Source organism: Corynebacterium sp., from assembly GCF_022712195.1.
In the GTDB taxonomy this organism is placed as follows: domain Bacteria; phylum Actinomycetota; class Actinomycetes; order Mycobacteriales; family Mycobacteriaceae; genus Corynebacterium.
The window spans coordinates 24,598-47,159 of the sequence record NZ_JALAGY010000026.1 but is presented as its reverse complement, the minus strand read 5'-3'; the positions used below and the strand labels follow the sequence as shown (position 1 = coordinate 47,159).

The 22,562-nt window shown below is 67.0% G+C and carries 29 protein-coding genes; 2 read left to right on the top strand and 27 right to left on the bottom strand.

Annotated elements, in window-relative coordinates:
* Nucleotide 1 precedes the first annotated feature (1 nt).
* The 18 genes from Q0A34_RS03530 to Q0A34_RS03445 form a co-directional block, all read right to left on the bottom strand.
* Nucleotides 2-781: a hypothetical protein gene (locus Q0A34_RS03530; RefSeq protein WP_291478501.1), complete on the bottom strand. Its 780-nt coding sequence runs from the start codon at nt 779-781 to the stop codon at nt 2-4.
* 12 nt (nt 782-793) lie between these two features.
* Complete coding sequence (locus tag Q0A34_RS03525) at nt 794-6,862, bottom strand: tape measure protein (protein ID WP_291478500.1); 6,069 nt, start codon at nt 6,860-6,862, stop codon at nt 794-796.
* A gap of 8 nt (nt 6,863-6,870) precedes the next feature.
* Entirely contained in the window at nt 6,871-7,200 is a 330-nt protein-coding gene (locus Q0A34_RS03520) for a hypothetical protein (protein ID WP_291478499.1), read from the bottom strand.
* 35 nt (nt 7,201-7,235) lie between these two features.
* Complete coding sequence (locus tag Q0A34_RS03515) at nt 7,236-7,625, bottom strand: hypothetical protein (protein WP_291478498.1); 390 nt, start codon at nt 7,623-7,625, stop codon at nt 7,236-7,238.
* Nucleotides 7,626-7,740: 115 nt separating this feature from the next.
* Nucleotides 7,741-8,205: a hypothetical protein gene (locus Q0A34_RS03510; protein WP_291478497.1), complete on the bottom strand. Its 465-nt coding sequence runs from the start codon at nt 8,203-8,205 to the stop codon at nt 7,741-7,743.
* 67 nt (nt 8,206-8,272) lie between these two features.
* On the bottom strand, nt 8,273-9,196 hold the full coding sequence (locus tag Q0A34_RS03505; RefSeq protein WP_291478495.1) for an Ig domain-containing protein: 924 nt from the start codon (nt 9,194-9,196) through the stop codon (nt 8,273-8,275).
* Nucleotides 9,197-9,266: 70 nt separating this feature from the next.
* Nucleotides 9,267-9,665: a hypothetical protein gene (locus tag Q0A34_RS03500; RefSeq protein WP_291478493.1), complete on the bottom strand. Its 399-nt coding sequence runs from the start codon at nt 9,663-9,665 to the stop codon at nt 9,267-9,269.
* On the bottom strand, nt 9,662-9,940 hold the full coding sequence (locus Q0A34_RS03495) for a hypothetical protein (protein ID WP_291478491.1): 279 nt from the start codon (nt 9,938-9,940) through the stop codon (nt 9,662-9,664). The genes Q0A34_RS03500 and Q0A34_RS03495 overlap by 4 nt, the downstream gene beginning before the upstream one ends.
* Nucleotide 9,941: 1 nt before the next feature.
* Nucleotides 9,942-10,295: a hypothetical protein gene (locus Q0A34_RS03490; RefSeq protein ID WP_291478489.1), complete on the bottom strand. Its 354-nt coding sequence runs from the start codon at nt 10,293-10,295 to the stop codon at nt 9,942-9,944.
* Complete coding sequence (locus Q0A34_RS03485; RefSeq protein ID WP_291478488.1) at nt 10,296-10,718, bottom strand: Gp19/Gp15/Gp42 family protein; 423 nt, start codon at nt 10,716-10,718, stop codon at nt 10,296-10,298. It abuts the gene before it with no gap.
* A 15-nt stretch (nt 10,719-10,733) separates the two neighbouring features.
* The gene (locus Q0A34_RS03480) at nt 10,734-10,961 is read right to left on the bottom strand and encodes a hypothetical protein (RefSeq protein ID WP_291478487.1); all 228 of its coding nucleotides are present in this window, start codon (nt 10,959-10,961) and stop codon (nt 10,734-10,736) included.
* Nucleotides 10,962-11,071: 110 nt separating this feature from the next.
* The gene (locus tag Q0A34_RS03475; RefSeq protein ID WP_291478485.1) at nt 11,072-11,998 is read right to left on the bottom strand and encodes a hypothetical protein; all 927 of its coding nucleotides are present in this window, start codon (nt 11,996-11,998) and stop codon (nt 11,072-11,074) included.
* 140 nt (nt 11,999-12,138) lie between these two features.
* Nucleotides 12,139-12,561 carry a hypothetical protein gene (locus Q0A34_RS03470; RefSeq protein WP_291478484.1) on the bottom strand — a complete coding sequence of 141 codons (423 nt, stop codon included), beginning with the start codon at nt 12,559-12,561 and terminating at the stop codon, nt 12,139-12,141.
* An 18-nt stretch (nt 12,562-12,579) separates the two neighbouring features.
* A complete protein-coding gene (locus Q0A34_RS03465; protein ID WP_291478482.1) occupies nt 12,580-13,857 on the bottom strand; it encodes a head maturation protease, ClpP-related in 1,278 nt (425 codons plus the stop codon).
* Nucleotides 13,854-15,110, bottom strand: coding sequence for a hypothetical protein (locus Q0A34_RS03460; RefSeq protein WP_291478481.1), 1,257 nt, complete (start codon nt 15,108-15,110; stop codon nt 13,854-13,856). The genes Q0A34_RS03465 and Q0A34_RS03460 overlap by 4 nt, the downstream gene beginning before the upstream one ends.
* Nucleotides 15,111-15,126: 16 nt before the next feature.
* On the bottom strand, nt 15,127-16,533 hold the full coding sequence (locus Q0A34_RS03455) for a hypothetical protein (RefSeq protein ID WP_291478479.1): 1,407 nt from the start codon (nt 16,531-16,533) through the stop codon (nt 15,127-15,129).
* Nucleotides 16,534-16,639: 106 nt separating this feature from the next.
* Nucleotides 16,640-17,002 (bottom strand): hypothetical protein, encoded by a 363-nt coding sequence (locus tag Q0A34_RS03450; protein WP_291478478.1) that lies wholly within the window; start codon nt 17,000-17,002, stop codon nt 16,640-16,642.
* A 136-nt stretch (nt 17,003-17,138) separates the two neighbouring features.
* Complete coding sequence (locus tag Q0A34_RS03445; protein ID WP_291478476.1) at nt 17,139-17,354, bottom strand: hypothetical protein; 216 nt, start codon at nt 17,352-17,354, stop codon at nt 17,139-17,141.
* Between the two features lie 206 nt (nt 17,355-17,560).
* Here Q0A34_RS03445 and Q0A34_RS03440 point away from each other — a divergent pair, with 206 nt between their 5' ends.
* A complete protein-coding gene (locus Q0A34_RS03440) occupies nt 17,561-18,049 on the top strand; it encodes a hypothetical protein (protein ID WP_291478474.1) in 489 nt (162 codons plus the stop codon).
* 221 nt (nt 18,050-18,270) lie between these two features.
* On the opposite strand, the gene Q0A34_RS03435 is transcribed toward Q0A34_RS03440, so the two are convergent.
* The 4 genes from Q0A34_RS03435 to Q0A34_RS03420 all read right to left on the bottom strand — a co-directional run bounded on the left by Q0A34_RS03435 (nt 18,271) and on the right by Q0A34_RS03420 (nt 19,899).
* A complete protein-coding gene (locus Q0A34_RS03435; RefSeq protein ID WP_291478472.1) occupies nt 18,271-18,909 on the bottom strand; it encodes a hypothetical protein in 639 nt (212 codons plus the stop codon).
* 173 nt (nt 18,910-19,082) lie between these two features.
* Entirely contained in the window at nt 19,083-19,382 is a 300-nt protein-coding gene (locus Q0A34_RS03430; RefSeq protein WP_244804984.1) for a GlsB/YeaQ/YmgE family stress response membrane protein, read from the bottom strand.
* 37 nt (nt 19,383-19,419) lie between these two features.
* Complete coding sequence (locus Q0A34_RS03425; protein ID WP_291478471.1) at nt 19,420-19,683, bottom strand: LapA family protein; 264 nt, start codon at nt 19,681-19,683, stop codon at nt 19,420-19,422.
* 18 nt (nt 19,684-19,701) lie between these two features.
* Entirely contained in the window at nt 19,702-19,899 is a 198-nt protein-coding gene (locus tag Q0A34_RS03420) for a CsbD family protein (protein WP_291478519.1), read from the bottom strand.
* A gap of 187 nt (nt 19,900-20,086) precedes the next feature.
* On the opposite strand from Q0A34_RS03420, the gene Q0A34_RS03415 reads away from it, so the two are divergent.
* Nucleotides 20,087-20,242, top strand: a complete 156-nt coding sequence (locus Q0A34_RS03415; protein ID WP_291478470.1) for a hypothetical protein — start codon at nt 20,087-20,089, stop codon at nt 20,240-20,242.
* A gap of 43 nt (nt 20,243-20,285) precedes the next feature.
* Here Q0A34_RS03415 and Q0A34_RS03410 read toward each other — a convergent pair whose 3' ends face one another.
* Genes Q0A34_RS03410 through Q0A34_RS03390 form a run of 5 tightly spaced genes read right to left on the bottom strand, consistent with a single transcriptional unit; the run spans nt 20,286 to nt 22,459 of the window.
* Nucleotides 20,286-20,492, bottom strand: coding sequence for a hypothetical protein (locus Q0A34_RS03410; RefSeq protein WP_291478469.1), 207 nt, complete (start codon nt 20,490-20,492; stop codon nt 20,286-20,288).
* Nucleotides 20,489-20,863 carry a hypothetical protein gene (locus tag Q0A34_RS03405; protein ID WP_291478468.1) on the bottom strand — a complete coding sequence of 125 codons (375 nt, stop codon included), beginning with the start codon at nt 20,861-20,863 and terminating at the stop codon, nt 20,489-20,491. Before Q0A34_RS03405 ends, Q0A34_RS03410 begins: the two co-directional genes overlap by 4 nt.
* Nucleotides 20,860-21,141: a hypothetical protein gene (locus Q0A34_RS03400; RefSeq protein WP_291478467.1), complete on the bottom strand. Its 282-nt coding sequence runs from the start codon at nt 21,139-21,141 to the stop codon at nt 20,860-20,862. Before Q0A34_RS03400 ends, Q0A34_RS03405 begins: the two co-directional genes overlap by 4 nt.
* The gene (locus Q0A34_RS03395; protein WP_291478466.1) at nt 21,141-21,665 is read right to left on the bottom strand and encodes a WhiB family transcriptional regulator; all 525 of its coding nucleotides are present in this window, start codon (nt 21,663-21,665) and stop codon (nt 21,141-21,143) included. Before Q0A34_RS03395 ends, Q0A34_RS03400 begins: the two co-directional genes overlap by 1 nt.
* The gene (locus Q0A34_RS03390) at nt 21,662-22,459 is read right to left on the bottom strand and encodes a hypothetical protein (RefSeq protein WP_291478465.1); all 798 of its coding nucleotides are present in this window, start codon (nt 22,457-22,459) and stop codon (nt 21,662-21,664) included. Before Q0A34_RS03390 ends, Q0A34_RS03395 begins: the two co-directional genes overlap by 4 nt.
* Nucleotides 22,460-22,562 lie beyond the last annotated feature (103 nt).

The window sequence follows — 22,562 nt, the reverse complement described above, 5'->3', positions numbered from 1 at the left end:
GTCACCACCTCCACATGTGTGAATGCCGTGAGGTCAGACGTCCCACGCACCCGTCGAACGTCCAACGGGCGGTGCTGTGGGCGTCCACCGGTGCGGGGAACAACCGGCCCCGCATGCCGCGCCACAGGTCGGGGGCGTCGACCCCGTCGACCGTCACTCGGGACGCGAATGCGGGGTCGGTCTCCAGGACCGCGGTGCGGCCGCCGGTGTCCGGTAGGGCGACCTCGCCGATGCCGGGGGCGGTGACCGACGCGCCAGCGCCGGACCACTGCACCACCGGCCAGGACGGCAGGTCACCCGAGTTCGCGAGGGTCGACGGGCCGCGGTGCGACACGGTCTCCCCGTGCCAGCACCCCTGGTACGAGGTGACGGGGATGTCGACGATCAGCGATTTCAGCCCTCGGGTGTACGGGCTCTTGTCTGGCTCGGGGTCGACGGATGTCCTCACCACCGGGCAGGTGAGGATGCCACGCTTGGGGACCTTCACCCGCAGGGTGGACGGCACCAGTGGGGTCAGCCCTCGGAGGAACATCGCCCAGGTCTCGGAAAGCGGCTGGTCGTCGCCGCGGAAGCCGATCTTCCAGGTGGCCTCCATCTGCTCCGATTTCCACGAGACGGCGGATACCCCGACCTGGGAGGTGGTCTGCCTGGCGGTCACCTGGATCGGTGACGCCAGGCCTACCGGCCCCATCAGGTGCACCCCGGGGCGGCCGGGGGCGTTGCCCGTCAGTGCCCACTGGATGCCCCACCGGTCGGTGAGATCGACCTGCATCTGATCCACCGGATCACCTCCTTACGTCAGCAGCCTGACTCCGGCATCGACAGCCCGGCGGGCCGTCTTCTGCTTCTTGAGCTCGGCGGTGTTGATCTCGACCTGGTCCTCAACGTCGTCGACCCGCTTGGCGAGGACCTCGTCACCGTCGACGTTGACGACGACGTAGACGGGGCGTCCCGTGTCGTCGTCGCGGTCGTCGATGGACGGGGCCTCGACCTCGGGTGCGGCGATGACCGGCCCCTCGGGCTCTGCGGAGTCCGAGAGGTCGGCCGCGGCGACCTTCATGTCGCCGGTCGCGTCGACGAAATTCTCCATCGCGTCGTCGGTGAAGACGTGCTCCGGGGAATCGCTGAGGTTCACCGCGAGGGCTCCGGGCGGCAGGGTGCCGCCGGAGTCGTACAGGCCGGCCTCCATGACGAGCTGCTCGGCCCTCCCCATCTTCGTGGCGTACCGGTCGGGGAACGCGGAGACCTGCACGCCCTGCGCCACAGCGCCGGGGTCCATGGACTCCCAGTTCGGGAATTTCTGCAGCATCGCGTCGAAGAACATCCCCGCACTGTCATACGGGTCCATGCGCTGGGCGACGGTGCCCCACGCCCCGTTGTCACGCTGCTGGAACAGCCCGACCGAGTCGTGGTCAGACCCGACGGCATCGTGCGGGTAGTTCAGCGACTCCGGGACCGCGTTGTTCGCCCACATCTGCAGCGGGTCGCCCGCCTCCACCAGAGCGGTGGCGACGCCGATTCTCGCTCCCGACGCGGGCAGACCGTGGTCCTGGGCCGACTGCACGATGCCGTAGACGTACCCCTCGGGGCCGCCCGACGGCTTCTTGTGCCGGTCCGGGTCGATCTCGTCGAGATCCACCACTAGCGACTCTGACTGTCCTGCAACCGCAGGCACGGGAGCCGTCGCGGCCGCCACAGCAGCAGGCTCTACCTCGGCGGTGACCTGCAGGTCATCCGTCGTGGTCAGATCCTCCATCACCACGCCAGCGCCCGACACGTCGGACGCCGTCGTGGCCGCGGTGGCCGTGTCGACCGCGGTGGACTCCGCGTCGCCGCCCTGGTCCTTGGTGTACCAGTCCGGCATCGGTGCCAACTCATTCGCCGGGGTGGTGACCAGCTTCTTCGTCAGGCTGTCACCCATGCCGAAGAAGTCGAACACCGCGTCCGTGGCGTGCTCCAGGGCGGACTTGTCGCCCATCTCCTCAGCGAAGACGTGCTGGGCTACCTGGGTGCCGCCCTGCACGGCCTCCTGAGGAGTGGACCCACCCTCGGTCGGGTTCCGCAGGATCTTCTCCGCCTCCGCGACGGGTGAGTACCCGACGCCGAAGTGGTCGATCATCTTCTTGATCGCCTCGACCTGCTCCCAGTTGAGCACAGCCTCCGGCCGGCCGGTCTCGTTGCGGACGATGGACATCCCGTTCGGGATCCAGCCGCCCTTGTCACGGAAAAGACCGGTTGCCTTGTCCCCGACCCAGCTCGCTGCCGAGGACACACCGTCGGCGATCGCCGAGCCGATGTCCTTGGCCTTGTTGTACGCGCCGCCGAGGAGGCTACCGAGATCCTCGATCCGATCGAACAGGAAGTCGATCGTCTTGTTCTTAGTCCTCGACATCGCCTCCGGAGGAATCCCCAGCCACTCGGGCGGGGGCTCCCCGATTGCCGAAGCGAACGAGGCCTTGATCGGGTTCAGCAGCTCATCGAAGATGTCCTTGACCTTGTCGCGGAGGTACGAGGACTTCTCCGCAGGTGACGGGCCACCTCCGCCGCCGCCGGACTCGAAAGCGCCGTCCGCGCCGATCTTCAGGTGCCACTTGTCGGGGAACTGCGAGTGGTCCGCACCGACCGCAGCGCCACCGTAGGTCGCGCCCTGGCCGGTACCACCACCGGACTCCACGTTGACCGCCGAGAATTTCCCGACCGCAGACAGAGTGCCAGCAGTGTGACCACCGCCGGGCCCACCCGGATCATCGTGGATACCGACCGAGAAGCCCGGTCCCAGGCCCCGGTCCCACGCGCCGACCTGGGGGCCGGGGAACGTCGACGTTGCCCACTGACGTGTCCCGCCGGGACCGCCGATGATCACATCGGCGATCTCTGACATGAACCCCGAGCAGTCCGTCGGACCACCCGGCGCGCCGCCGGAGCTTCCGCCGAGCACGTACGGCCCGGGGGCGACCTTTTGGGCGTACGCATGGCCGCGCTCGAGCTGCGACTCCCACTCGGGGCGGATTTCTCCGCCCTTGGCGAATGCGGGGAGGAACAGGCCTGGTGCGGCGCCGGCGAGGTCGCCGGCGTCGTTGTCTACCTTGTTCGGCAGGCTGACCAGTCCGCCGTGGCCATCGAAGGTGAAGGCGTCGCCCTGCGCGATCATCTCGCGCATGGCGTAGATCGCGCCGTGGCCGCCGGCCTTTTGGACTTCGGCTTCGGTCCACATGTGCTCGCCGTTGGAGCCCCACATCAGAACATCGTCCGAGGTTCCGGTTCCGGGGCCGGAGATCCGGCCACCGGTGGCGTACCCAGGAATTTCCTTGGCTGGTTGCGCCTCCTTGAGCCCGGGCAGGAAACCGGCGATGGTATTCCACGCCTTCAGGATGCCGCCGTTGTACACCTCGCGGATCATGAAGTTGATCGGCTTGGCGAGGATAGAGCGAAGTCGCTCCCACACTCCCTTGATGCCGTCGACGACGGTGCCGAAGAAGTCGCGTACCTTCGACAGGCCGTTCTTCAGCGCGTCGAACGCCGGGGAGATCACCGAGTCGTAGACCGACCGGATGCCGGATCCGAGACCGGACCAGGCTTCCTTCATCCGGTCGACGACCGGGGAGAAGATGGTGTTCCACAGCCACTGGATGGCGGTGGCGACCGAGTCCCACGCCGGCTTGATGACCGAGTCGTAGACGGACCGGATGCCGGATCCGAGATTCGACCATCCGGTGCCGCTACTCGAGAAGATCGGCGAGAGGATCGTGTTCCACAGCCAGCTCGCCGCCGAGGCGACGGCATTCCACGCCGGCTTGATGACCGAGTCGTAGATGGCGCGGATCGCGCTGCCGAGCAGGGACCATGCGCTGCCGATGTAGCCGAAGATCGGCTGCAGCACGCTAGACCACAGCCAGCTGATCACCGTGGACAGAGCGTCCCACGCCGGCTTGATGATGTTCTCCCACGCCGCGCTGATGCCCCAGGACAGGACCTCCCACGCCAGGAGCAGCGGGGCGAGGATGATCGTGCCGATTACCCCGAGGGTGGTCGACACGACGGTCCACAGGGCGTCGAAGACGGGCTTCAGGATCGACTCCCACGCGAACTTGATCCCGGTCCAGATGCCCTCGACGAGGGTTCCGAACCCGGAGAACGCGCCGGACAGCGCCCCGCCGAGGAACTCGGCGAGGTCGCCGAACCATCCGATCAGCGGGACGATCACGGTGTCGACCAGCCAGGAGAATACTCCGGCCGCGATCTTCACGACCCCTGCGATGAACTCGAAGGCCTTCGCCGCGGCCATGATCGCGCCGAGGACGACACCGCCGACGACGGCGCCGACGATCTTCAGGACCGGCAGCAGCAGCGGGGACAGGACGTCCCACAGCTTCCGCAGTCCCTCCCACAGGCTGGTGACGGCTTCCCACCCGGACTTGAGGGCGTCGATCCACGCGCCGCCGAGCGCCTTGCCGACCTCGAGCACGGACCCGCCGACGTTCTTGAGGGCGTCCCACAGTGACGACAGGGCGCCGCCGAGGGTGTCCTTGAGGATTCCGCCGACGGTCATGGCCGCGTCCCTCAGCCTGAACAGGAAGTCGACGATGCCGCTGTCTTCCTCGAGTCCGAAGGGCAGGCCGGTGTAGTCCCCGTTGAACAGGATGTCCCACACCCCGCCGGCGAGGGCGGGCAGTTGCTTGAGCAGGTCCCATACGGTGCCGAGAGCGTCACCGACGCGCTCGACGGTGCTGACGATCCACTCAGCGTTGTCCGCCCCGACCAGTGCGGTCAGGGCACCGGTGCCCCAGTCGCCGCCGGAGAAGGCCGCAGTGATCTCCTCCCACGCGGCCTTGAGCAGTCCGAACTTCTCGCCGATCCAGTCGAAAACCGGGGCGAAAGTTCCGGTGAGCCAGGACCACGCGCCCTTGAGCGCGTCCATGAGCTTCTCCCACAGGGCCCGGCCGGTCTCGGTCGAGGTGAAGAACCAGGTCAGTGCACCCACCACCGCGGCGATAGCCGCGACGATCGGGTGCTTGACCAGGAGGTTCAGCGCGCCGCGGAAGAGTGTCGTGGCCTTCGTGGCGATGCCGGTGGCGCCAGCCTGCGCCAGCATCCCGAGCTTCATCAGGCCCAGTGCTGCGGTCACCGCGCCGACGGCGGCGGCCAGGGGCTTCATGATCGGCGACAGAGTGCCCAGGACGCTACGGAATGCGCCCATGACGCCCTCGCCCTCGAGGAAGTCGGAGATCAGGCCACGGATGACGCCGATCAAGTTCGACCCCGCCGAGGCGAGGGTCTTGATGGCCGGCATCAGCAGCTTCATGATGTCGCCCGCGAGGTTGACGAACGACATTTTCAGCAGGCCGAGCTGGCCGGAGGTGGTCTGCGACATCTCGTCCATGACGCCGGTCATCGCCATCGTCGACCCGGCGATACCGTCGGACCCCTCCATGATCCCGGTCGTCAGGGCGTCGAACGCCTCCTCCATCGGCACCGTGCCGCCGGAGATCATCTTCTGCATCTCCTCGGTGGTGACGTCGAAGTGGTTGGCGAGGATCGTCAGCCCGTTGACGCCGCCCTGGGCGAGGGAGTTGATCAGGTCCATGCTGATCTTGCCGGACGCTGCGGCCTTGCCCCACGCGTCACCCATCGACGCCAGGGCCTGCTCGCCCTTACCGGAGGCGGCCGCGGCTTCACCGAGCGCCATGACGGTGTCGGTGACGTCCTCAGCTTCCAGGCCGAAAGCGACCAGGTTCTTTCCTGCCTCGGACCAGGCGTCGAACGAGTACGGGGTCTTCATGTTGGACTCGGTCAGATCGTCCATCAGGGTGGACGCCTCGTCTGCGGAGCCCATCAGGATCCCCAGGGACGCCGTCGTGTCCTCGATGGCCGACACCTTGTAGAATCCGGCGGAGATCGTGTCACCGATCCCCTGCACGCCCATGAAGGCCGCTGCGGCGAGTCCGGCGTTCTTCGCCAGGTCACCGAGCCCGAGGGACAGCCCCTCGGCTGCCGGCTCAGCGCCGGCGAGCTCCGAGCTCATGGCACGGGTCTCCCCCGCCGCCTCGCTCGCCGCATCTCCCGCCTTACGGGCGGCCTCGGCGGACTTCTCCTGCGCGGCCGCGAGACTCAGCTCGGCGACCTCCGCGGACTCCGTCGCAGACTGCGAATCGGCGCGGGCACGGCTCACCTGCCCCTCTGCCTTCTCCGCAGCGACCGTGGCCGTGTCCGCCTGCTTGCGGGCCCGCTCGAGCTCCTTCTCCGCGGCGGTGGCCTGCTTCGAGGACTCTCCGTGCTCGGCCTTCGCCAGGGCGAGCTGAACCTCGGCGCCCTCGGCCTTCTGCGTGGCCGCCAGGGAAGCATCCCGGGCGTCCTGAGCCTTCTGCTCGGCCACGGCGACCTTGTCGGACGCCGCCTCGGCCTTCAGCCGTGCGTCTTCAAGTTTGTTCTCGGCGGTGACGACGCTCGACGTGCGAGCTTCGCCACCGTCACGCACGGCCTGTAGGTCCTTCTCCGCAGCGCCGAGACGGGTGGATGCGGACTCCTGCCGGCGGCGGGCGTCCTCCACTTTCGCCTCGGCGGCCATGATCTGGCCGGAGGATGCGTCTCCGCGCTTACGGATCTGGTCGAGCTGCTCCTCGGCGACCCGGAGGTCCGATGCTGCGGCCGCCTCCTTCTTCCGGGCGGCCGCGACCTTCGACGACGCCTGCCCCATCTGCTGGGCGAGCGACTCGGCGGCGGACTTGCCGCCGCGCTTTCCCGCTTCCCCGAGGTCCCGTTCCAGGACGGCTCCGGCGGACTTGGACGCCTGACCGGCGCCCTTGTTCACCTCGGCGATGAAGCCCTTCATGCTCGCGAGCACGGGCACCCAGACCTCGGACATGGGACCTCCTACAGATTGTCGAGCCAGTCCAGGACTTCGCCCTGGTCGTAGTCGCCGAGATCGCCGGACAGCCCCTGACCCCCGGATTTCTCCGGCTTGGTCCACGGGTACGTCGGCATCTTGTCGGCAGGCATCTTCGCCTTCTTGTCACCGGCGACCTGCCGGGCGCTGACGGTGTTGACCCACACGGCCCAGATCAGGATCCACAGCATCGAGTCCGAGTAGGAGTACTCGATGCCGTTGGTCTGGTGGCGGGTGTGCGGCCCAACCTGGGGCAGACCCTCGGTCAGCACCCGCAGCTTTCGCAGGGTGATCTCCCCGCGCCAGTACTCGGCCATGACGTCACGGTGGTAGCAGCGCTCGAGGGCGGCCTCTAGCGCTTCCGCGCCGCCGTGCGACGCTGCGAGCGATTGCGCCGTGTAGGGCGTCCGGAGCTGTCAGCCTCCTGCTCCCGCTTCGCCTTCTCCTGGATGATGAAGGCGATCATCGCGGGGGTGCCGCCCGCTTCGACGAAGCGGTCCCACTCGTCCTCGCCCATCCAGAAGACGGCGACGTCCTCGAGGGTGCCGTCGTCGTCGCGGATGTCGTTGAGGTCGTCCCAGTCCTCGTCGGTGAAGGTCATCTGGTCGCGGACGGTGAAGGTGAGGTTCTCGCCCTTCTTCGGTCCGGCGGTGGCCTCGAAGTCGAAGGGGACGCGGCCCTCCTGGGCGCCGGTGGCTTCGGCGCGCTGTGCGAGCAGTTCGGTCAGGTTGAGATTGGACATGTCAGGTCCTCCTAGAAAGTTGGTGTGTCAGGTCCGCTTACGCAGGCGAAAAGTGAGGGGTGCGGGGCGAGGACCTGACAGGGTTCCCCGCACCCCACACCCGTGGTGCAGCGTGCTACTCGCCGGGCTCGGCGGCGGCTTCGAGTGCTGCGACTCGTGCCGCGAGCGCGTCGAAGTCCTCCTGGGACACCAGGCCGGACACATCGGGGATGGTCGGTCGGTCCTCCAGGTCGTTGTAGCTGTGCTTGTGGTTGCCGGCGGCGGCCGTGTTCCCGGTCGTGCCGATCGTCAGGGACGACGTACCCGCGCCGAGGTGCGTCCGTGCGGCTGCGGCAGATTCGACGCGCATCAGGTCACGGGAGTAGCCCGTGGTCTCGCCGATTTTCGTCATGTCCAGCGTGGAGTCCGGGGTCAGTGCCCGGGACGCAGCGGACTGGGCAGCCGCCGCGGCCGACTGAGCGTCGGCAGCAGCCTGTGCCGCCGTCGCGATGCCGTCGTCCATGTGGTTGAAGTTGGCCGCGGAGGTGGGCGTGCCGCCCTCTTCCCCGTTGCGCCAGTTGATCTTCTCGTAGTCAGCCATCAGGCCTCCTCACTCGGGTCGGTCGGGTACAGGTCAGGGCCGGGGTAGGACTGCTCCCCCGGCCATGTCATTCCCCCTGGCCGTCACCGGCCTCCACGGTCAGCTCGACGGCGCGGGAGGCGTACAGGCCGTTGCGGTCGTCGACGCGGACGGTGAACTCGAAGTCGCCGGCCTCGGTCGGGGCGCCGGACACCTGGCCGTTGTCGGCGAGGGTCAGGCCGTCGGGCAGTGACCCGGCGGAGACGGACCAGCCGTAGGGGGCGGTGCCGCCGGACACGGTGAAGCGGTGGCTGTAGGCCTCGCCCTCGGTGGCGTCCGGGACCGCGCCGGAGCCGATGGTCACCGGGGTGGTGCCGTCGGTGCCGGTGGAGATCTCGCTGGCGTCCTTCCAGTTCTTGTTGAACTCCCACCAGGCGGTATTGCCCACTGCGTCGGGCTCGGTGTCGGCGTACTCGTTGCCGGCCGGGTAGACGTTGCGGGTGATCTGGAGGCCGTAGACGCCCTCCTTGTTCATGGTGATGCCGCCACGCTCCGCGATCTGGGTGTTCAGGAACGTGGTGCGCTGGTGCTTGCCCTTGTCGAACATGTCGACGATGGTCTGCACCGAATCGAACTCGGGCAGGCCGCCGGTGAAGAAGCCGACGCCGCCGTGCTCCATGTCCTGGATCTCGGACTGCGGCACGCCGAGGTACTCGGCGAGCTTGCCCGGGCCGGTCTCCCACATCGTGTACTGGATGCCGGTGGTGGCCTCGATGATGTCCGTGCGGACCGCGGAGGCCTCCTGCCACGGGATGAAGTCCTGACGGTTCTCGTCGAAGCTGACCTCGACGCCGTCGGAGGACAGGTAGCCCTCCTGCTTGTGGACGGTGGAGTCGTACTTCTCGTCAGTGCCGACGATCGGCGTTCCGATCGGGGCGGTACGCACCGCACCGGTGAGCGCGACGCGCACAGCATCGCGGTTGGTTCCCTGGAGCATTTCCTGCTCAGCCATGTTGATCCTCCTCATGGATCGTGAAACCCCCGCAGGACGATCCCACGGGGGTCAGTTTCGGATTGGTGGTCTAGCGTTTCGTCAGCTCGGCCTCGGCGCCGAGGACCTTCACCCTGGGGTTCAGGTCCTCGCGAGTGACGAGCTCGGGACAGTCGACTGTCGCCACGTCAGTGGTGGCGATGTGCGGCAGCTGGTACAGGACCTGCCGGAGCTTCTGCGCCACCGGGAAGGCCTGACCACGGGACCGGGCGAATACCTCGACGTCGAGAGCGACCTCGTCCAGGAGGACGGGGAATTCATCTCCGTTCCACGCGGTCTGTCGCGTCTGCCCGGGAAGCACGTCGATGACGATGCACGGCAGGTTGTCGTCCATCTCGGTCAGGGGCGGCAGGTGGTCCGCGACCCACATGCCGGGGAAGGCTTCGGCAGCGACGTCGATCGTCTGTTTCAGCACGTCGGCGGCGCTCATCCTCTCCCCCTCCCCTCACGTCCAGCGCGCCGCAGGATCTTGTTGACCCTGCGCTCTGTGCCGTCAGGGGCTGCCGCGACCACGTCCACCGTGGCGCGTCCGGTGGCGAGCGTCCGCTCACGGATCGACACCGGGGCGTCGATACCAGCCCGCGACAGCTCTTTACGGGTCCGGGACGCGATCTGGGCGCCCCTCTTCTTCACCGCGGCGCGGACCCGTGGGTCCGTGTTCGCGAGGGTGAAGATTTCGTCAGCGTCGAGCTGTACGTTTCCCATGTCATCCCCTCCATCTCGTGACGGTCAGCTCGTCGTGACCGTGAGTCGGGTGGACGAACTCGCCCACCTCGCCGACGACCTCGAGCACTCCGTCGATGCCGTCGACGAGGACACCGTCCGTCGCTTCCAGGCCCTCGATGTGCTCGCCAGGTCTTGTGATGATCCGCCAGGAGGTTCGAGTGTGTACCCGTGTGCCCCCGGCGTCCTCCTCCACCAGTTCGACCGGCTGGCACTCAACGAAGTGCTCCTCGTCGAGGACGGTGGCGCCGTTGTCGGGGTCAAGGGTGGGCCGGCCTGGGCTGTAGTCGTCGGCGACGACCGCGGGCTTCACGACCCGTAGCGGGGTGTCCCACATCTACATCCTCCGTTCCGGCCACCGCGGTGCGCGGGGGAACCGGCCGCGGGATCTGCCGCCGACCGGCAGGCCGAGGTCTCGGCGTTGCTCGTCGGTCAACTCCACTCCGACCCACGCGGTCGACACATCATCGGCCCAGGTGTACGACTCACTCACCGCGCCAGCAGACACGCTGCGCGATCGGCGTTTCGCGTCCCCTCCGACGGTGATTGCCGCGCCCACCATCTCGACGATGACCCGCCGGTAGGTGATGAGGAACTCCCGCCGCTGGAGAGCGGCTGCGAGGTCCTCGCCCACGGCGAGGAACGACGCTTCGATCACCTCGGCAGCATCCCCGAGCAGAACCTCGGCACGGGTCTTCTCCGCTCGGTTGAGCCGACGGGGGAAACGGGCTTCGAAGTAGTCGATGCCTACAGTCGGCATGGACGCTCACCCCTCTCAGATGAAGCGGGCGATGAGCTCTTCCTTCTTCATGCCCTTCGGGTCGACGCCGCGAGACCGGGCGTAGTCCTGCCACGCCTCGAGCTTCGCGACCTTGCTCGGCCGCTTGGCCTTCTCCTCCGCCGCGTCGTCCGATGGTTCAGGCTCCGCAGGCGCGGGCTCCGGCTCCGGGGTCTCCACGGCGGGGACGTCGTCCTCATCCACGGCGATGCCGTGAGACAGCATCCATCCCCGCTTCGGGTGGTCTGCCGGCAGCCGGTCCCCCGGAGCATGTCGGACAACCCGGCCGTCCACGGTCGGGTGCCAGTGATGCTTCAGGACCAGGGCCATGTCGATCAGGCCTCGATCCCGGTCAGCTTCACGACGGCCCGGGGGTTGTCCACGGCGATGACGCGGTGGCGGAACAGGTCAGACCGCCAGGACTGGGTCGGCCCACCGAATCCGTTCTCCCCGCCCGGGGAGTACACCGGGGTGACGGTGAGGGGCTGCGCATCCGAGGTGAAGCCGACGGTGCCGGACTCCATGATGTACGCCTCCCCCTCGGGGATGTACTGGGAGGTCACGACCTGCAGGCCGCCGATGGTCTGTGGGGTGATGCCGGTGTAGACGGGGTTCTCCGAGGCGATGTTGCCGCGGTAGAACTTCTGCACCGACTCGTGCCACAGGGCAAGGTCGATGGTCGCGTCGTTGGCGACGAGGATGTTGGGCTTGTAGCCCATCAGCACGTCGTCGCGGTCCGGGGCTTTGGCGGTGGAGATCATCCGCTTGGCCTGCCGGATGTCGAGCATCGGGTTGGCGTCGTTGGACTCCCAGTCGGATCCGACGGCGAGCTCGGGGGTGTCCGCGGAGCGGAAGGCGTTGAGGGTGGCCTCGACGCCGTTCTTCACCATCGTGTTCTGCGCTGCGGTGATCTGCTGGGACAGCATGTCGATCCGGTTGAAGCGCTGCATCTCCCAGGAGATGCGGATCGCGAGGGCGGTCTTGTGGCCGATGATCGACCGCAGCTTGCCGCGGTTGATGTCGGAGACCGGGATCTCGGCGAACTCTGCGACGTCCTCAGCGTCATCGTTGAGGAACGGTGCGGCGGCCTCGCGGACGGCGACGACGCCGTCGTTGGTGCCACCGTTGCGGAACAGTGCCGCCTCGAGGAACGCGCCGTCGAGGTTCTCGATGACGCGCTCCTGGATGAAGGTCGGGTCTTTCACCATCTGGTCGACGGTCAGCGTGTCGTTGCCGAACGCCGACGTGATGTGCTGGGCCATTATTCCTCCTCAGGAAAGGCTTGGGGCATGAGAAAACCCCCACGCCCTGTAGGCCCAGGACTGGGGGTGCGTATGCGCGGTGCCCGCCTATTCAGCGGGGTATGTGTCGTCTCCCGGGAAGCGATCCTCCCCGGGATGGGTCAGTTTCCCTCAGCCCCGCCGGAAGCCCCGACGAGTGCGGACGGATGGAACAGGTGCACGCGGGTCAGCGTGCCGGCGGTCGCTCGGTCAGCGATGCCGACCTTGACTGAACCGGAGGCAGACACCTTGCCGTCGGCCGCGGCGTACACGTCGGCACCGGCGGCGATGGTGCCGTTCGTGTCGATGTTCACGACCCGCTGGGAAGTGCCGACGCGGATCAGCTCGGGCAGGCCGTGGGCGAGGTAGTCCTCCTCTCGGCCCTCATCCGGGGCAGCTGACTCGGTGATGACACCGAACGGGAAGGTGCCAGCGTCGTTGTAGATGACGGTGTTGTCGCCGTCCTCCTTGACGAGGTGGAACTTGCTGATGCGGGCGCCCGCCTTACGGGTCAGGTCGCCGGTAGAGAATGTGGGGTTAGACATGCTGTCTCCTTCTGATTGTCAGACGGTCGGCTTCATGGCGAAGCGGGCCTTGTTCGCAGCGGCCTTCATCGCCGCCTTCTCGTTGGTCTCGCGGTCCTCATCGGATCCGCCGCGGCCGGTCTCCGAGACGTTGACCGACCCAGGCGACAGCTTCATCAGCGCGGCCTTGGTCTTGTCGTAGTCCTCGGTGGCACGGTCGACCCAGGCCTGCCGCTGCCAGCCGAGCAGTCGGCCGGCTTTGATGCCGTCGTCCTCGATGAGGGCGGCGGCGCGGGCGGCCTTGTCCTGCTCGACGGCAGCGTCACCGGCGGCGGCGCGGGACAGCAGGTCCTCGTAGACGGCCTTGTCGAGATGGACGACCGTATCGTCGTCGTCGGACTCCTCGTCGTCCTCCCCCGGCTCGTCGTCGGCGGGGGTCTCCCCTGCCTCGTCGGACTCGCCGTCCGGGGTGGGATCCTCCTCCTCGTCGCCGGCGATGTCCTCTGCCGGCCTGGTGGACTCTCCCGCGGCGGGGATCTCCCCCTGCTCGGCGAGGACCTCGTCCAGGGCGGCGAGCACGGTGGTCTCGTCCACGTCCTCGGCGGCGAGGCCGAGGCGGGTGGCGACTTCCTTCATCAGAGGCATGTCGGTCTCCTTCCCGGCCGCGGTGGCCGGATTGATGATCGCCGGGCGAGATGCCTCGGCCCGGCGGCTGTGATTGAACTTCTTGGCGAGGGCGAAGACGCGGCCGGAGTGGGCTGCGACGACCTCGGGGACGTCATCCTCGCGGGCATCCTCGACAGCATCAGCGAGCCCGGCGGATACCGCCTCCTCGGCGGACATCCAGGTCTCGTCGCGCATCGCCTGACGCCATTCCTCAGCGGTGCCGCCGCCCTTGTCGGCGTATACGGCGGCGAGACTGTCGCTGGTGCGGTCCAGCTGGTCACGCATGGAGTCCATCTCGGCAGCGTTGCCCATAGCCAAGCCCCAGGCGTCGTGGATCATCAGCTCGGCCTGCGGCCGCATCACCACCCGGTTTGCACCGCCGACGGCGATGACGGACGCGGCCGACGCGGCCAGCCCCTCCACCACCGCGGTGACGTGGCCGCGGTGGGCCCGCAGCGCGTTCATGATGGCGATGCCCTCGAAGACATCACCGCCCGGGCTGTTGATCCGGACGGTGAGATCATCGGTGCCGACGTCGAGGAGATCCTGGGTGAGCATGCGGGCGTCCACACCCCACAGGCCGATCTCGTCGAAGATAAGAAGCTCAGCACCGCCTGCGGTGGCTCTGGCGAGCTTGTACCACGTTTTCATGTGTCCTCCTCGGGGTCGGGGGAGCCCGTGAAATCGGGGCGATCCTCCGCGGGCAGGTCATACGACCTGCGAATGTGCGCTTCCGTCTTCGGCCCGTCACTCAGCAGATACGCATTGTGCAGAGCCGCCATGTCCTGCGGCGACAGGGATTTCTTCGCCTCGATCGTGTCAAACACGATGCGGGGGAACGGGCCAGACGAATCACCCGTCAGAGCGAACACCATGTCCCGGACGAGGTGCTGATTCGCCGTCTCCGCCACCTGCCCAGCGATCTCGTTGAGCGACTGGAAGAACAGATCCATCTGCACCTCGGCAAGGGCGTAGCTGCCGCCCTTACCATCGAGGTTCAGGGCGTGCGCGAGTGCCGTACGGGCGATCTGCGAGTCGTGGTAGCTGATCGCCTCACGCGGCGACACCAGCTGCCCCGACACCCCCTTGATCTCGAGGAGCTCGTCGTTCTTCACCACAGCGCCGGCGTAATCGCCCGACCGGAGTCCAGTGACGATGTCCTCCAGACGCTGCATGTCCTCATCCGTCGGCTCGAATCCAGACTTCGACACAGGAACTCCCATGCCATTGCGGTCCAAGACCGTAGCCTCGAGTCGGAGGAACTGATCCTTGAGCCGCCAGTGCTTGTACGCGGCCCGGAGCATGGACTCGCCGACCCAGTCATCAGCGTCATCGTCCAGGCGGTACGCGAGCAGCCGGTCCACCGGGATCGTCACTGACGTCAGCTTCCCCACCGAGCGCTGCTCGATACTCTCCAGGCCACCGTCGGATGCCACGTTGATCTTGCTGATCGTGTCAGGATGACGCGGCGCGATCTTCCTCAGGTGGGTCAGCCCATCCTCCGTCGCCGACGCGTCGTCGAAGACGAGCTCGAAGAACGCGTGCCCGTACACGAGCTGCCACTTCAGAGCCCTGCGGAGGTGCTGGTTCCACGACGCACGCCGCGGCGTACGAATGATCGGGTCGTCCAGAGCCTCACCCTGCACCACCAGGTTCAGATCCTCGGCGATGATGCGCGTGACCTCCTCGTCGGCCCCGTTCGGCGCGAGCCGCCACGGTGTGCGGCTGATCGGCTGGATCACAGCCTTCAGCACCGACTTCACCTGCGAGTCCTCACGGCTCATCTTGGTGTACGTACGGATCGACTGCGGCCACCGAAGGTCCCAGTTGTCCTCCGACGACTGGCGGGCCACCGACGCCGCCCCAGTGGACACCGGGCGGGCATATCCCATCTCCCTGGGCATGTCCACCTCCCTCCTGCTAGAAACTCATCGCCAGCGCACCCTGCCTGGACTTGATCCCACGGGCCGCGGCCGACGAGCGGCGACCGGCAGGCCGGATCGGCTCCGCACCTGCCGCCGACCACATCGCGTAGTCGACGGCCGTGAGCTGACAAATCGTTCCGTCGCCGGCGGTCCACCGGACCTGCCCGTCCTTCTCCTTCAGCTGCGCGTGATCGAACGCCTGCGCCACAAGACCGTGAGGATCCGTGAAGTGCCACAGGCCATCCGTCCTGCCCTGCAGGAACGCGCTCGTAGCGTGCTTGATATTCGCGTACGTCAGCTTCGTCACCTCGACGCCATCGCGGTCGAGAGCCTCCGCAACCGACCACGCGGGGTTCCTGTCGTCGACCAGAATCTCGTCCGGGTCGACGTGCTCGCAGATGTCCATCACCACCGCGACGACGTCCTCCGTCGCCAGCGGACCGAGGTAGCCGACATGCCCGTAGACATCCTTGCCGCGGCGACCGGCGAGAGCGACCGCGCACTTCGACCGATCCGGCGACGCGTCGATGACCACCTTGATACCGGCCAGCTTGTGCACGTCGACCGCATCGACCGTCATGCCGGCGATCTCCTCTGCAGAGAGCACCGGCGCGAAGTCATCGCCACCAGAACCATCCTCGAACCACAGCCCCCAGCCGAGGGCCTCCACCCCGAAGTTGATCCGGCCGGCCTCGGTCGTCATGCGGCGCATGATGCGCTTCATCTTCGCCTCAGTAGCGATCACACCATAGGACGGGTTCGCCGTCTGCCACGTCTCCTCAGCCTCCGGGTCCATCGAATCCGGGGCTGCATACTCCGAGAGGTACACCGGGTCCGATTCGTCCCACGCGTCGATCGCCTGAGCACGCATCGCCGACAGCACCTGACCGTTCTGGTGCTGCCGAAACTCCCGGTGCACCGACGACGACATGTAGAACACCTGCGGGTCATCCGCCGCCTGCGACAGGAACGCCAACGCCGCGATCTCCGGATCCGTGAGGTTATACGCCTCGTCGAATACCATCAGGTCGACCTTCGTCAGGCCGCGACCAGCGTCCGGAGACCGGGTCGTGAACACGACCTCTCCCCCACCCTTGAGCTTGAACGTCCCGCGCCCCTGGGAGCACGACTTCGACTCCAGCTCCTTGGAAAGGAACCGGCGGGAGCGGATGATCTTCCACGTCTGATCCCACAGCTCCTTCGCGGTGGTCCACTGCTGGGCGGTGAACAACACCTTCTGATGGAGGATGTAGACCCGATACAGCACGACCAACGCCACGACCAGTGACTTGCCGTTCTGCCGGGGGCAGATCAGCACCGCATCGGAGTGCACCCATCGACCATCGTTCCCGGTCGCGTTGATCGCATTGATCTCCGACACCTGCCACGGCATCGGCTTCACGCCCGCACGCCGAGACAGCTCGATGTTCTTCCGCCCATGCTCGTGGTCCCCCGGGGCTTCCCGCAGGATCAGCGGCGTCTGCTTCCCAGTCAGGCCCGGGAAGTCCTCAGAGGTCGTCGAGTCCTCCCGACTCGTCAGAGTCATCGTCGTCATACTCCGACCTCCTCCGAGTGATCTCAGCCATGAGCTGCTTATACACGATCTCCGTCTGCCGCAGCTCCCGAAGCACCCCGTCGATCTTCATGACATACTCCCCGTCCATGTCCGTCGGGACGACCCGACCCCACTCCCGATCGTCACGCGACGCCATCCTGTGCAGCCGGTCCAAGCGGTCCTTCACCCGGCACAGCTCCACCACCAGCGACCGGACATCCACCGGGTCCCGCTCGTCCTGCAGCCCCTCGAACAGGTCTCGACCGCCGGCCTCGAACGTCTCCAGGTCGAACAGCGACTCCAGATCATCCGTCACCAGACGACCTCCCTCCATCAGTGCAGGTCAGAGAAACTTTTCGGGCCCGCGTAAAAAATGTTCCTGACTGGCGAGCCGTGGTGGAGTCAGGAGTCCCACCCTCTCGGGATTATCGAGGAGGGCGGGTTAGGGCACACTAACATATCCCAGTCCAGTCGAACCGGGGCCGTCCGGAGTCGGGGCCGGTCTCTGGCCCGTTGGGGCGGCGGTCGTCGCGGCCGTCGAGGCGTTGGCGGTTGCAGCGTCGGTGGAGGAGCCGGTCGGCGTCGTTGGGTCCGTGGTGTTTGAGGGCGTTGGTGTGGTCGGCTTCGAGGGGGGCGTGGTCGAAGTTGTTCTTCGGGTCGCGGTGCATGGGTTGTCCGCACCAGGTGCAGGGGGTGCCGTCTTTGTGGGCGGAGAGGAGTCGCTGGCGGGTTTGTTGGTGGCGCCATCCGTATCCGCGTTCGGTGGTCGTTTTCGAATGCACTGTCGAGTTTCACCGTCCTTGTCCGTGGGGGCGGATACGCTGGCTTCCCCGGCGAAACGAGTCGGGGTTACCACTACTGTGAGGAGCTCACTATGACGAGTGATGACGATCGTGTGACTGAGTATGTGTGGGGTGAGCAGATCCGGGTGACGGAGCCGTTCCCGATGGATCGTCCGGACCCGTCGCACTTCGATGACTGGCAGGGCACGGTGCAGTTGGAGAAGGACATCACGAACACGACCCCGTTCCTGCATGAGGTACTGGGTCTGGAACGCGACCGGTGGGACATCGTGGGTATCAACGTGTTCCCCGAGCATGGCCGGCGTGTAGATGAGGATGGCGGGTACGACTCGGTGTACGTGTATGCCGTCGATCGTGAGACTCTTCCTGATCACCGGGCCGAGCCGGGCGGGCTGGTCGATGGTGAGGATGTGGACGTCGTGGAGTTCAAGTGTCACGACGTTTCGTTCGCGGACATCATGCGGTGCATGAAGTCGGGTCACATCTCGCTGAAGAGTAAGAGCCTCGTGGACCAGGACTTCCACGTCGTCGGGGTGGCGGACATCCCGGTGCAGGAGTAGTCCCCGGGCGCGCCGGCCCCCGCGGCATGACCACGCCGTGGGGGGGCCTTGCACCGGGCGGCGGAGCAGTTGGCTCGACGCGTCGCCCGGTGCCCACAACACCACAGGGGAACACCACACTCCCCTCGCGCATGAGTAAACCCCGGCGACCGGTCCGCACGGGACCGATCGACGGGGCTACTAGCGCTGCTTCGATCATATCAGCGAGGCGGCGAATTCGTCTAGACAGTTCTGCCGTCGCGGTACTCGGCGGCGACGGCCTGCGCCTCGACGAGGCTGTAGACGGTGTCGCCGTCCTCGAGGTAGCCAGCAAGCCTCCCGGACGTTTCCCAGTAGGACACCTGCTTGCGGTCGACGGTGAAGCCCATCTGTCGCAGGAGCGCGGCAGTGCGGGCGGCGGTGGCGTAGTGGTCTCGCTCCCCCACTGGCTTCTGCGCGAGGGGTGCGGGGTCGGTGGGGTGCAGCATGTGCCGCAGCTCCGACTCTTTCTCCTGAAGCCACTGCGGGAGGTCCCAGTCCTTCTGCAGAATGAGGGGGCGGTGGCGTGGGTGGTTGAGCCATTGGGCCCAGGCGACGCTGTCGTCGCCGCGGGTGGGGTCCTGGCGTGGGGTGGGCCAGCACTGCCCGGGGTAGTCGGAGTGGAGTTCCTCTGCCGGTTCGGACAGTTCGAAGTGGAGTTCGGTCTCCCAGTTGAGAAGGTCCGTGCTGCATGGGAGTTTCGGGCGGCCGCCGGTGGGTGCTTTGCCTCCGTTGCCGGATCCTGATGGTGCGTTGAGTCCGGAGGTGCGGCGGTCGTCGCGCATCTGGGTGAGGTGGGTGGTCAGGTCGGTGAGGATGCAGTGCAGCTCTTCGTCGGTCATTCTGAGCTCCTAAATGGAAGAACCCCGCACGGTGGCGGGGTTTCGGGTGGTGAGGATGTCGTCTGTCGCGGTCGTCAGGGAATTCTTGCTGCATGCGAAAACCCCCGTCTCAGGCTGTAACTACTGACCTGGCACGGGGGTTCTGACTGGGGCAGGTGATGCTCCTTGCCTAGCTACTTTCGTCTGGTTACAAGGCCGACGATCCACAGCAGGATCACCGCACCGATCAGGCAGGTGATGAAGCTGAAGATTATGCCCCCTCCTGCGACGTCCACGCCAAACAGGGTCAGAAGCCATCCGCCGAGGAAGCCGCCGACAACGCCGACGACGATGTTGAGGATGATCCCCATGGACGCGTCGGTGCCCATGATCTTCGAGCCGATCCAGCCGGCGAGACCGCCGACGATGATCCAGCCGATGAAGCCGAGTGGCGGGGCCGACTCTGCGGCGAGGATTACGGTGTTCGAATCCACGATATTCCCTTTCTTGGGGAGGTGAGGTTGGAGAGGGTTAGCGCTTCCTGCGTCGTAGGGCGATGAGGCCGGACAGTGCGAAAGCGAATACTGCTCCGCCGACCGCGGCGACAACGAGTCCGATGGAAAGGGGGAATGCGAACTCCCATCCGAGGAAACCGATGTCGACCTGGTCGGTATTTTGCCCGATGAGGATGATCAGGGCGATGGCCACGACGACGACGATCGCGGTTGTGGCAACGAGTCCGACGGACGATCGCTGCCGTGTCGTGGCTGGGGTGGTGCTGTCTGTTTTCGCCATCGTAGCCCCCAGTGTCGGTTAGTTTCCGGTGATCTTGTTGATGCCTTCGGAGATCTTGTCCTTGGCGTTCTCGGCGGCGTCTTTGACGCTGGCCTTGGCCTGGTCGGTCTTGCCTTCGCCCTTAAGCTGGTCGTTGTTGGTGGCGTCGCCGGCGGCCTCCTTGGCCTTTCCGGTGGCGTCTTCTGCGGCGTTCTTGATCTTGTCGTCGAGACCCATGGTGTTGACCTTTCTTGTTGGAAGCATGGATGCCTAACTGAGTATATGGATTGTGGCTGGCGTTGCGCTCGCTTGTTCTGGTTTTGTGTCCTAATTGTGACCTTCTAGTGACTTGGGTGGCGAACCTACCTCCTCGAGTTCTCCGATGAGTCGGCGGACGAGACGGTCGTGGGCGTAGGGCCGCCCGATGCGCACCGGCGGCGAGGGGCGGCGTAGCCGGCGGGTCTGGGAGTGCGGTCAGTACGACGGCACGGTCGAGGACGACGGGGTGTCCTGGCCGACGGTGCCGGTGCGGGTCCGGGACCTCGACCTCACACCCCTGGCGCGGCCGAAGGCGCGGTGAAACCACGTGCGTGGTCGGCGTATGGGGTGGGGTCGGAACCGGGTCATGCGGCGTCGACCCATTCGCCGTCGTGGTCGAGGGTCAGGTCGTAGAACTCGGCGGCGGCGTCCCAGTCGGCGCCGTGGGTTTCGGCCCACTCCCGGCACGCCGCACACCTCGGGTGTGGCATGCGCACCTCCCCTTCCCGGTACGGGTCGCGGGGGTCGGGCCGGCCGGACGGGACAACATCGCACACAGTGTGGCGGGTCATGGTGGGTCTCCGATCGTGATGGTGAGCCAGAGGGCCGGCCCCTCCGGGGTGGGCGGGTGAATCTTCGGCATGAGCTTGGTCATGTAGTCGCTGGTGTCGTCCGGGACGATCCCGGCGTCGACCAGGCCGTCCCACAGGGGCTTCGCGGTGGCGATGAGGTTGTCCTCGTCACGGCGCCGGCGGTCCGGTGGGAGGTAGTGCAGGCGGGTGACGATGTGCGGCAGGCTGACCGGAATGTCGAGCGCACGGGCACGGAGCATCGCCTCGTTGCGTAGGGCCTTGCGGTGCTGGTCCGTCTTCGCCCAGTGACCGCGCTGGTTCAGCGTCAACGGGGGCTTGTCGTAGGACAGGGGCATCGTCCAGGTCGTCATGCGGCTACTCCCGGTATCTCGAGTTGGGTCAGGGGTGGTGCCTCGTCCAGGCGCAGCTCGTCACCGATGGCCCGCAGCAGCCACACCATGTGGCGCCCGTGATCGGTGAGCAACCACCGCCACCACCCGTCGCACGTGTCACCAGTGCAGGTGTGCGGGCCACGGTCGTGGCAGGCGGGCAGGGCGTAGCCGTCGTCGACGAAAGCCTGGGCGTGCCATAGTTGGCAGGCGCCGGTGTCGGCGAGGGTGAGCAGGGCGCGGCGCTGCATCCGGAACATCAGGGCGCCTTTTTCGCGGCGCGGCGTTTCCGGGCCGTGCGGTGCCACGCTTCACGCCACACACGCCGCGTCTCCACCGGATTCTCCGACCTGGACATCGCGGTCAGAGCGGCGTTCTCCAGGCGGCGCCACGCCAGATCACAATGCGCGGCGACCGGCACCCCGCCACGCACCACACCGATGTCGCCCATGGTGATCGCGTCGGCGGCGCACTCCCGCACCACCGGGCACGACTCGCAGATGACGCCCTGGTCCCACACACCGTCGATGCGGCGGGCCGATGGGGTGCCGCTGCTGACGTTCATGCCGATGTCGAAAGCGTCCGGGTCCGCGGTCTGGCACGCGGCTCGGGGCAGCCACTCGGCCCGCCCCTTCTCCTGCCCCGCCCGGATGCGTGCCCGGCGTCGGGACGGTAGCCGGCTGATGCGGTCGCACTCCCGGCAGCGCAGGTGCCCGCCCGCCAGCTTGTACCGGTCGGCGGCGTCGTGCCCGTACTTGCAGGGCGTGAGGGTGGGGGCGGTCATGCTGCCACCGCCTGACGCTGGATGCGGCCAGCGGCGCGGAGGATCGCCCTCGCGGTGTCCGGTGAGGTGTACAGGCGACTGCCCGCGACGAAGTGGCGCAGCAGGGACTGTGACACGCCTGTGGCTTTCTCCGCGCCCGGGCGGCCGTAGGCAGTGTCCAGTACGCCGATGGCGGCGAGTACCGGCCCGGACACGTGCACACGGCCGGTCGGTGCCTGGTGTGACTCGTCCGGGTCGTCGATGTCGTCCCACAGCATCGGCGGGCCCCACCCGTGGGCGAGTGTGCGTTGGTCGATGCTCGTGCGTGTCTCGGTGGACAGGCGGTCGAAGCTGGCCCGGATGGTGTCCGCGGTGTCGGTGCGGAGTCGGTCGTATTCGCCGGCGGCGAGGCCAGCGATGCAGCAGACCGACAGTCCCGTCGATGTCGCGATATCCAGGTTGCTGTGCCCTCCAGCGCGCATGGCCCGGACCCGGCGGGTGTACGGCCACGATGGGACGTGTCCGGCCATGTCCCCCGTTGCTCGCATCAGTCTGCGGGCGGTGCGGTGTGAGACGTGGCCTTGGTCGCGGTCGTAGTGGCCCATGATCTGCATGACGGTGCCGGTGCCAATACCGGTGCCGGTGGCGATTCCGGTGAGGGTGGCTCCTTCCTCGACGCAGCGGGTGAGGTGGGCTCGGATCGGGGCGATGGGTACGCGGGGTTGGTAGATGCCGGCTGCGTAGAGGTGTGTTTCGCAGAGTGGGTGTCCGTGTCTGGCGGTGCGGTCGCATCGTGGGCGGGTGCAGGTGGTCATGGTGTGGTGTCCTCCTTGCTGTAGGTAGGTCAAAACCCCGCCCAGGAGCGCCGTGGAGCGTCTGAACGGGGTTTGGTGGGTACTGGTAGGGGTTGGGGGTATA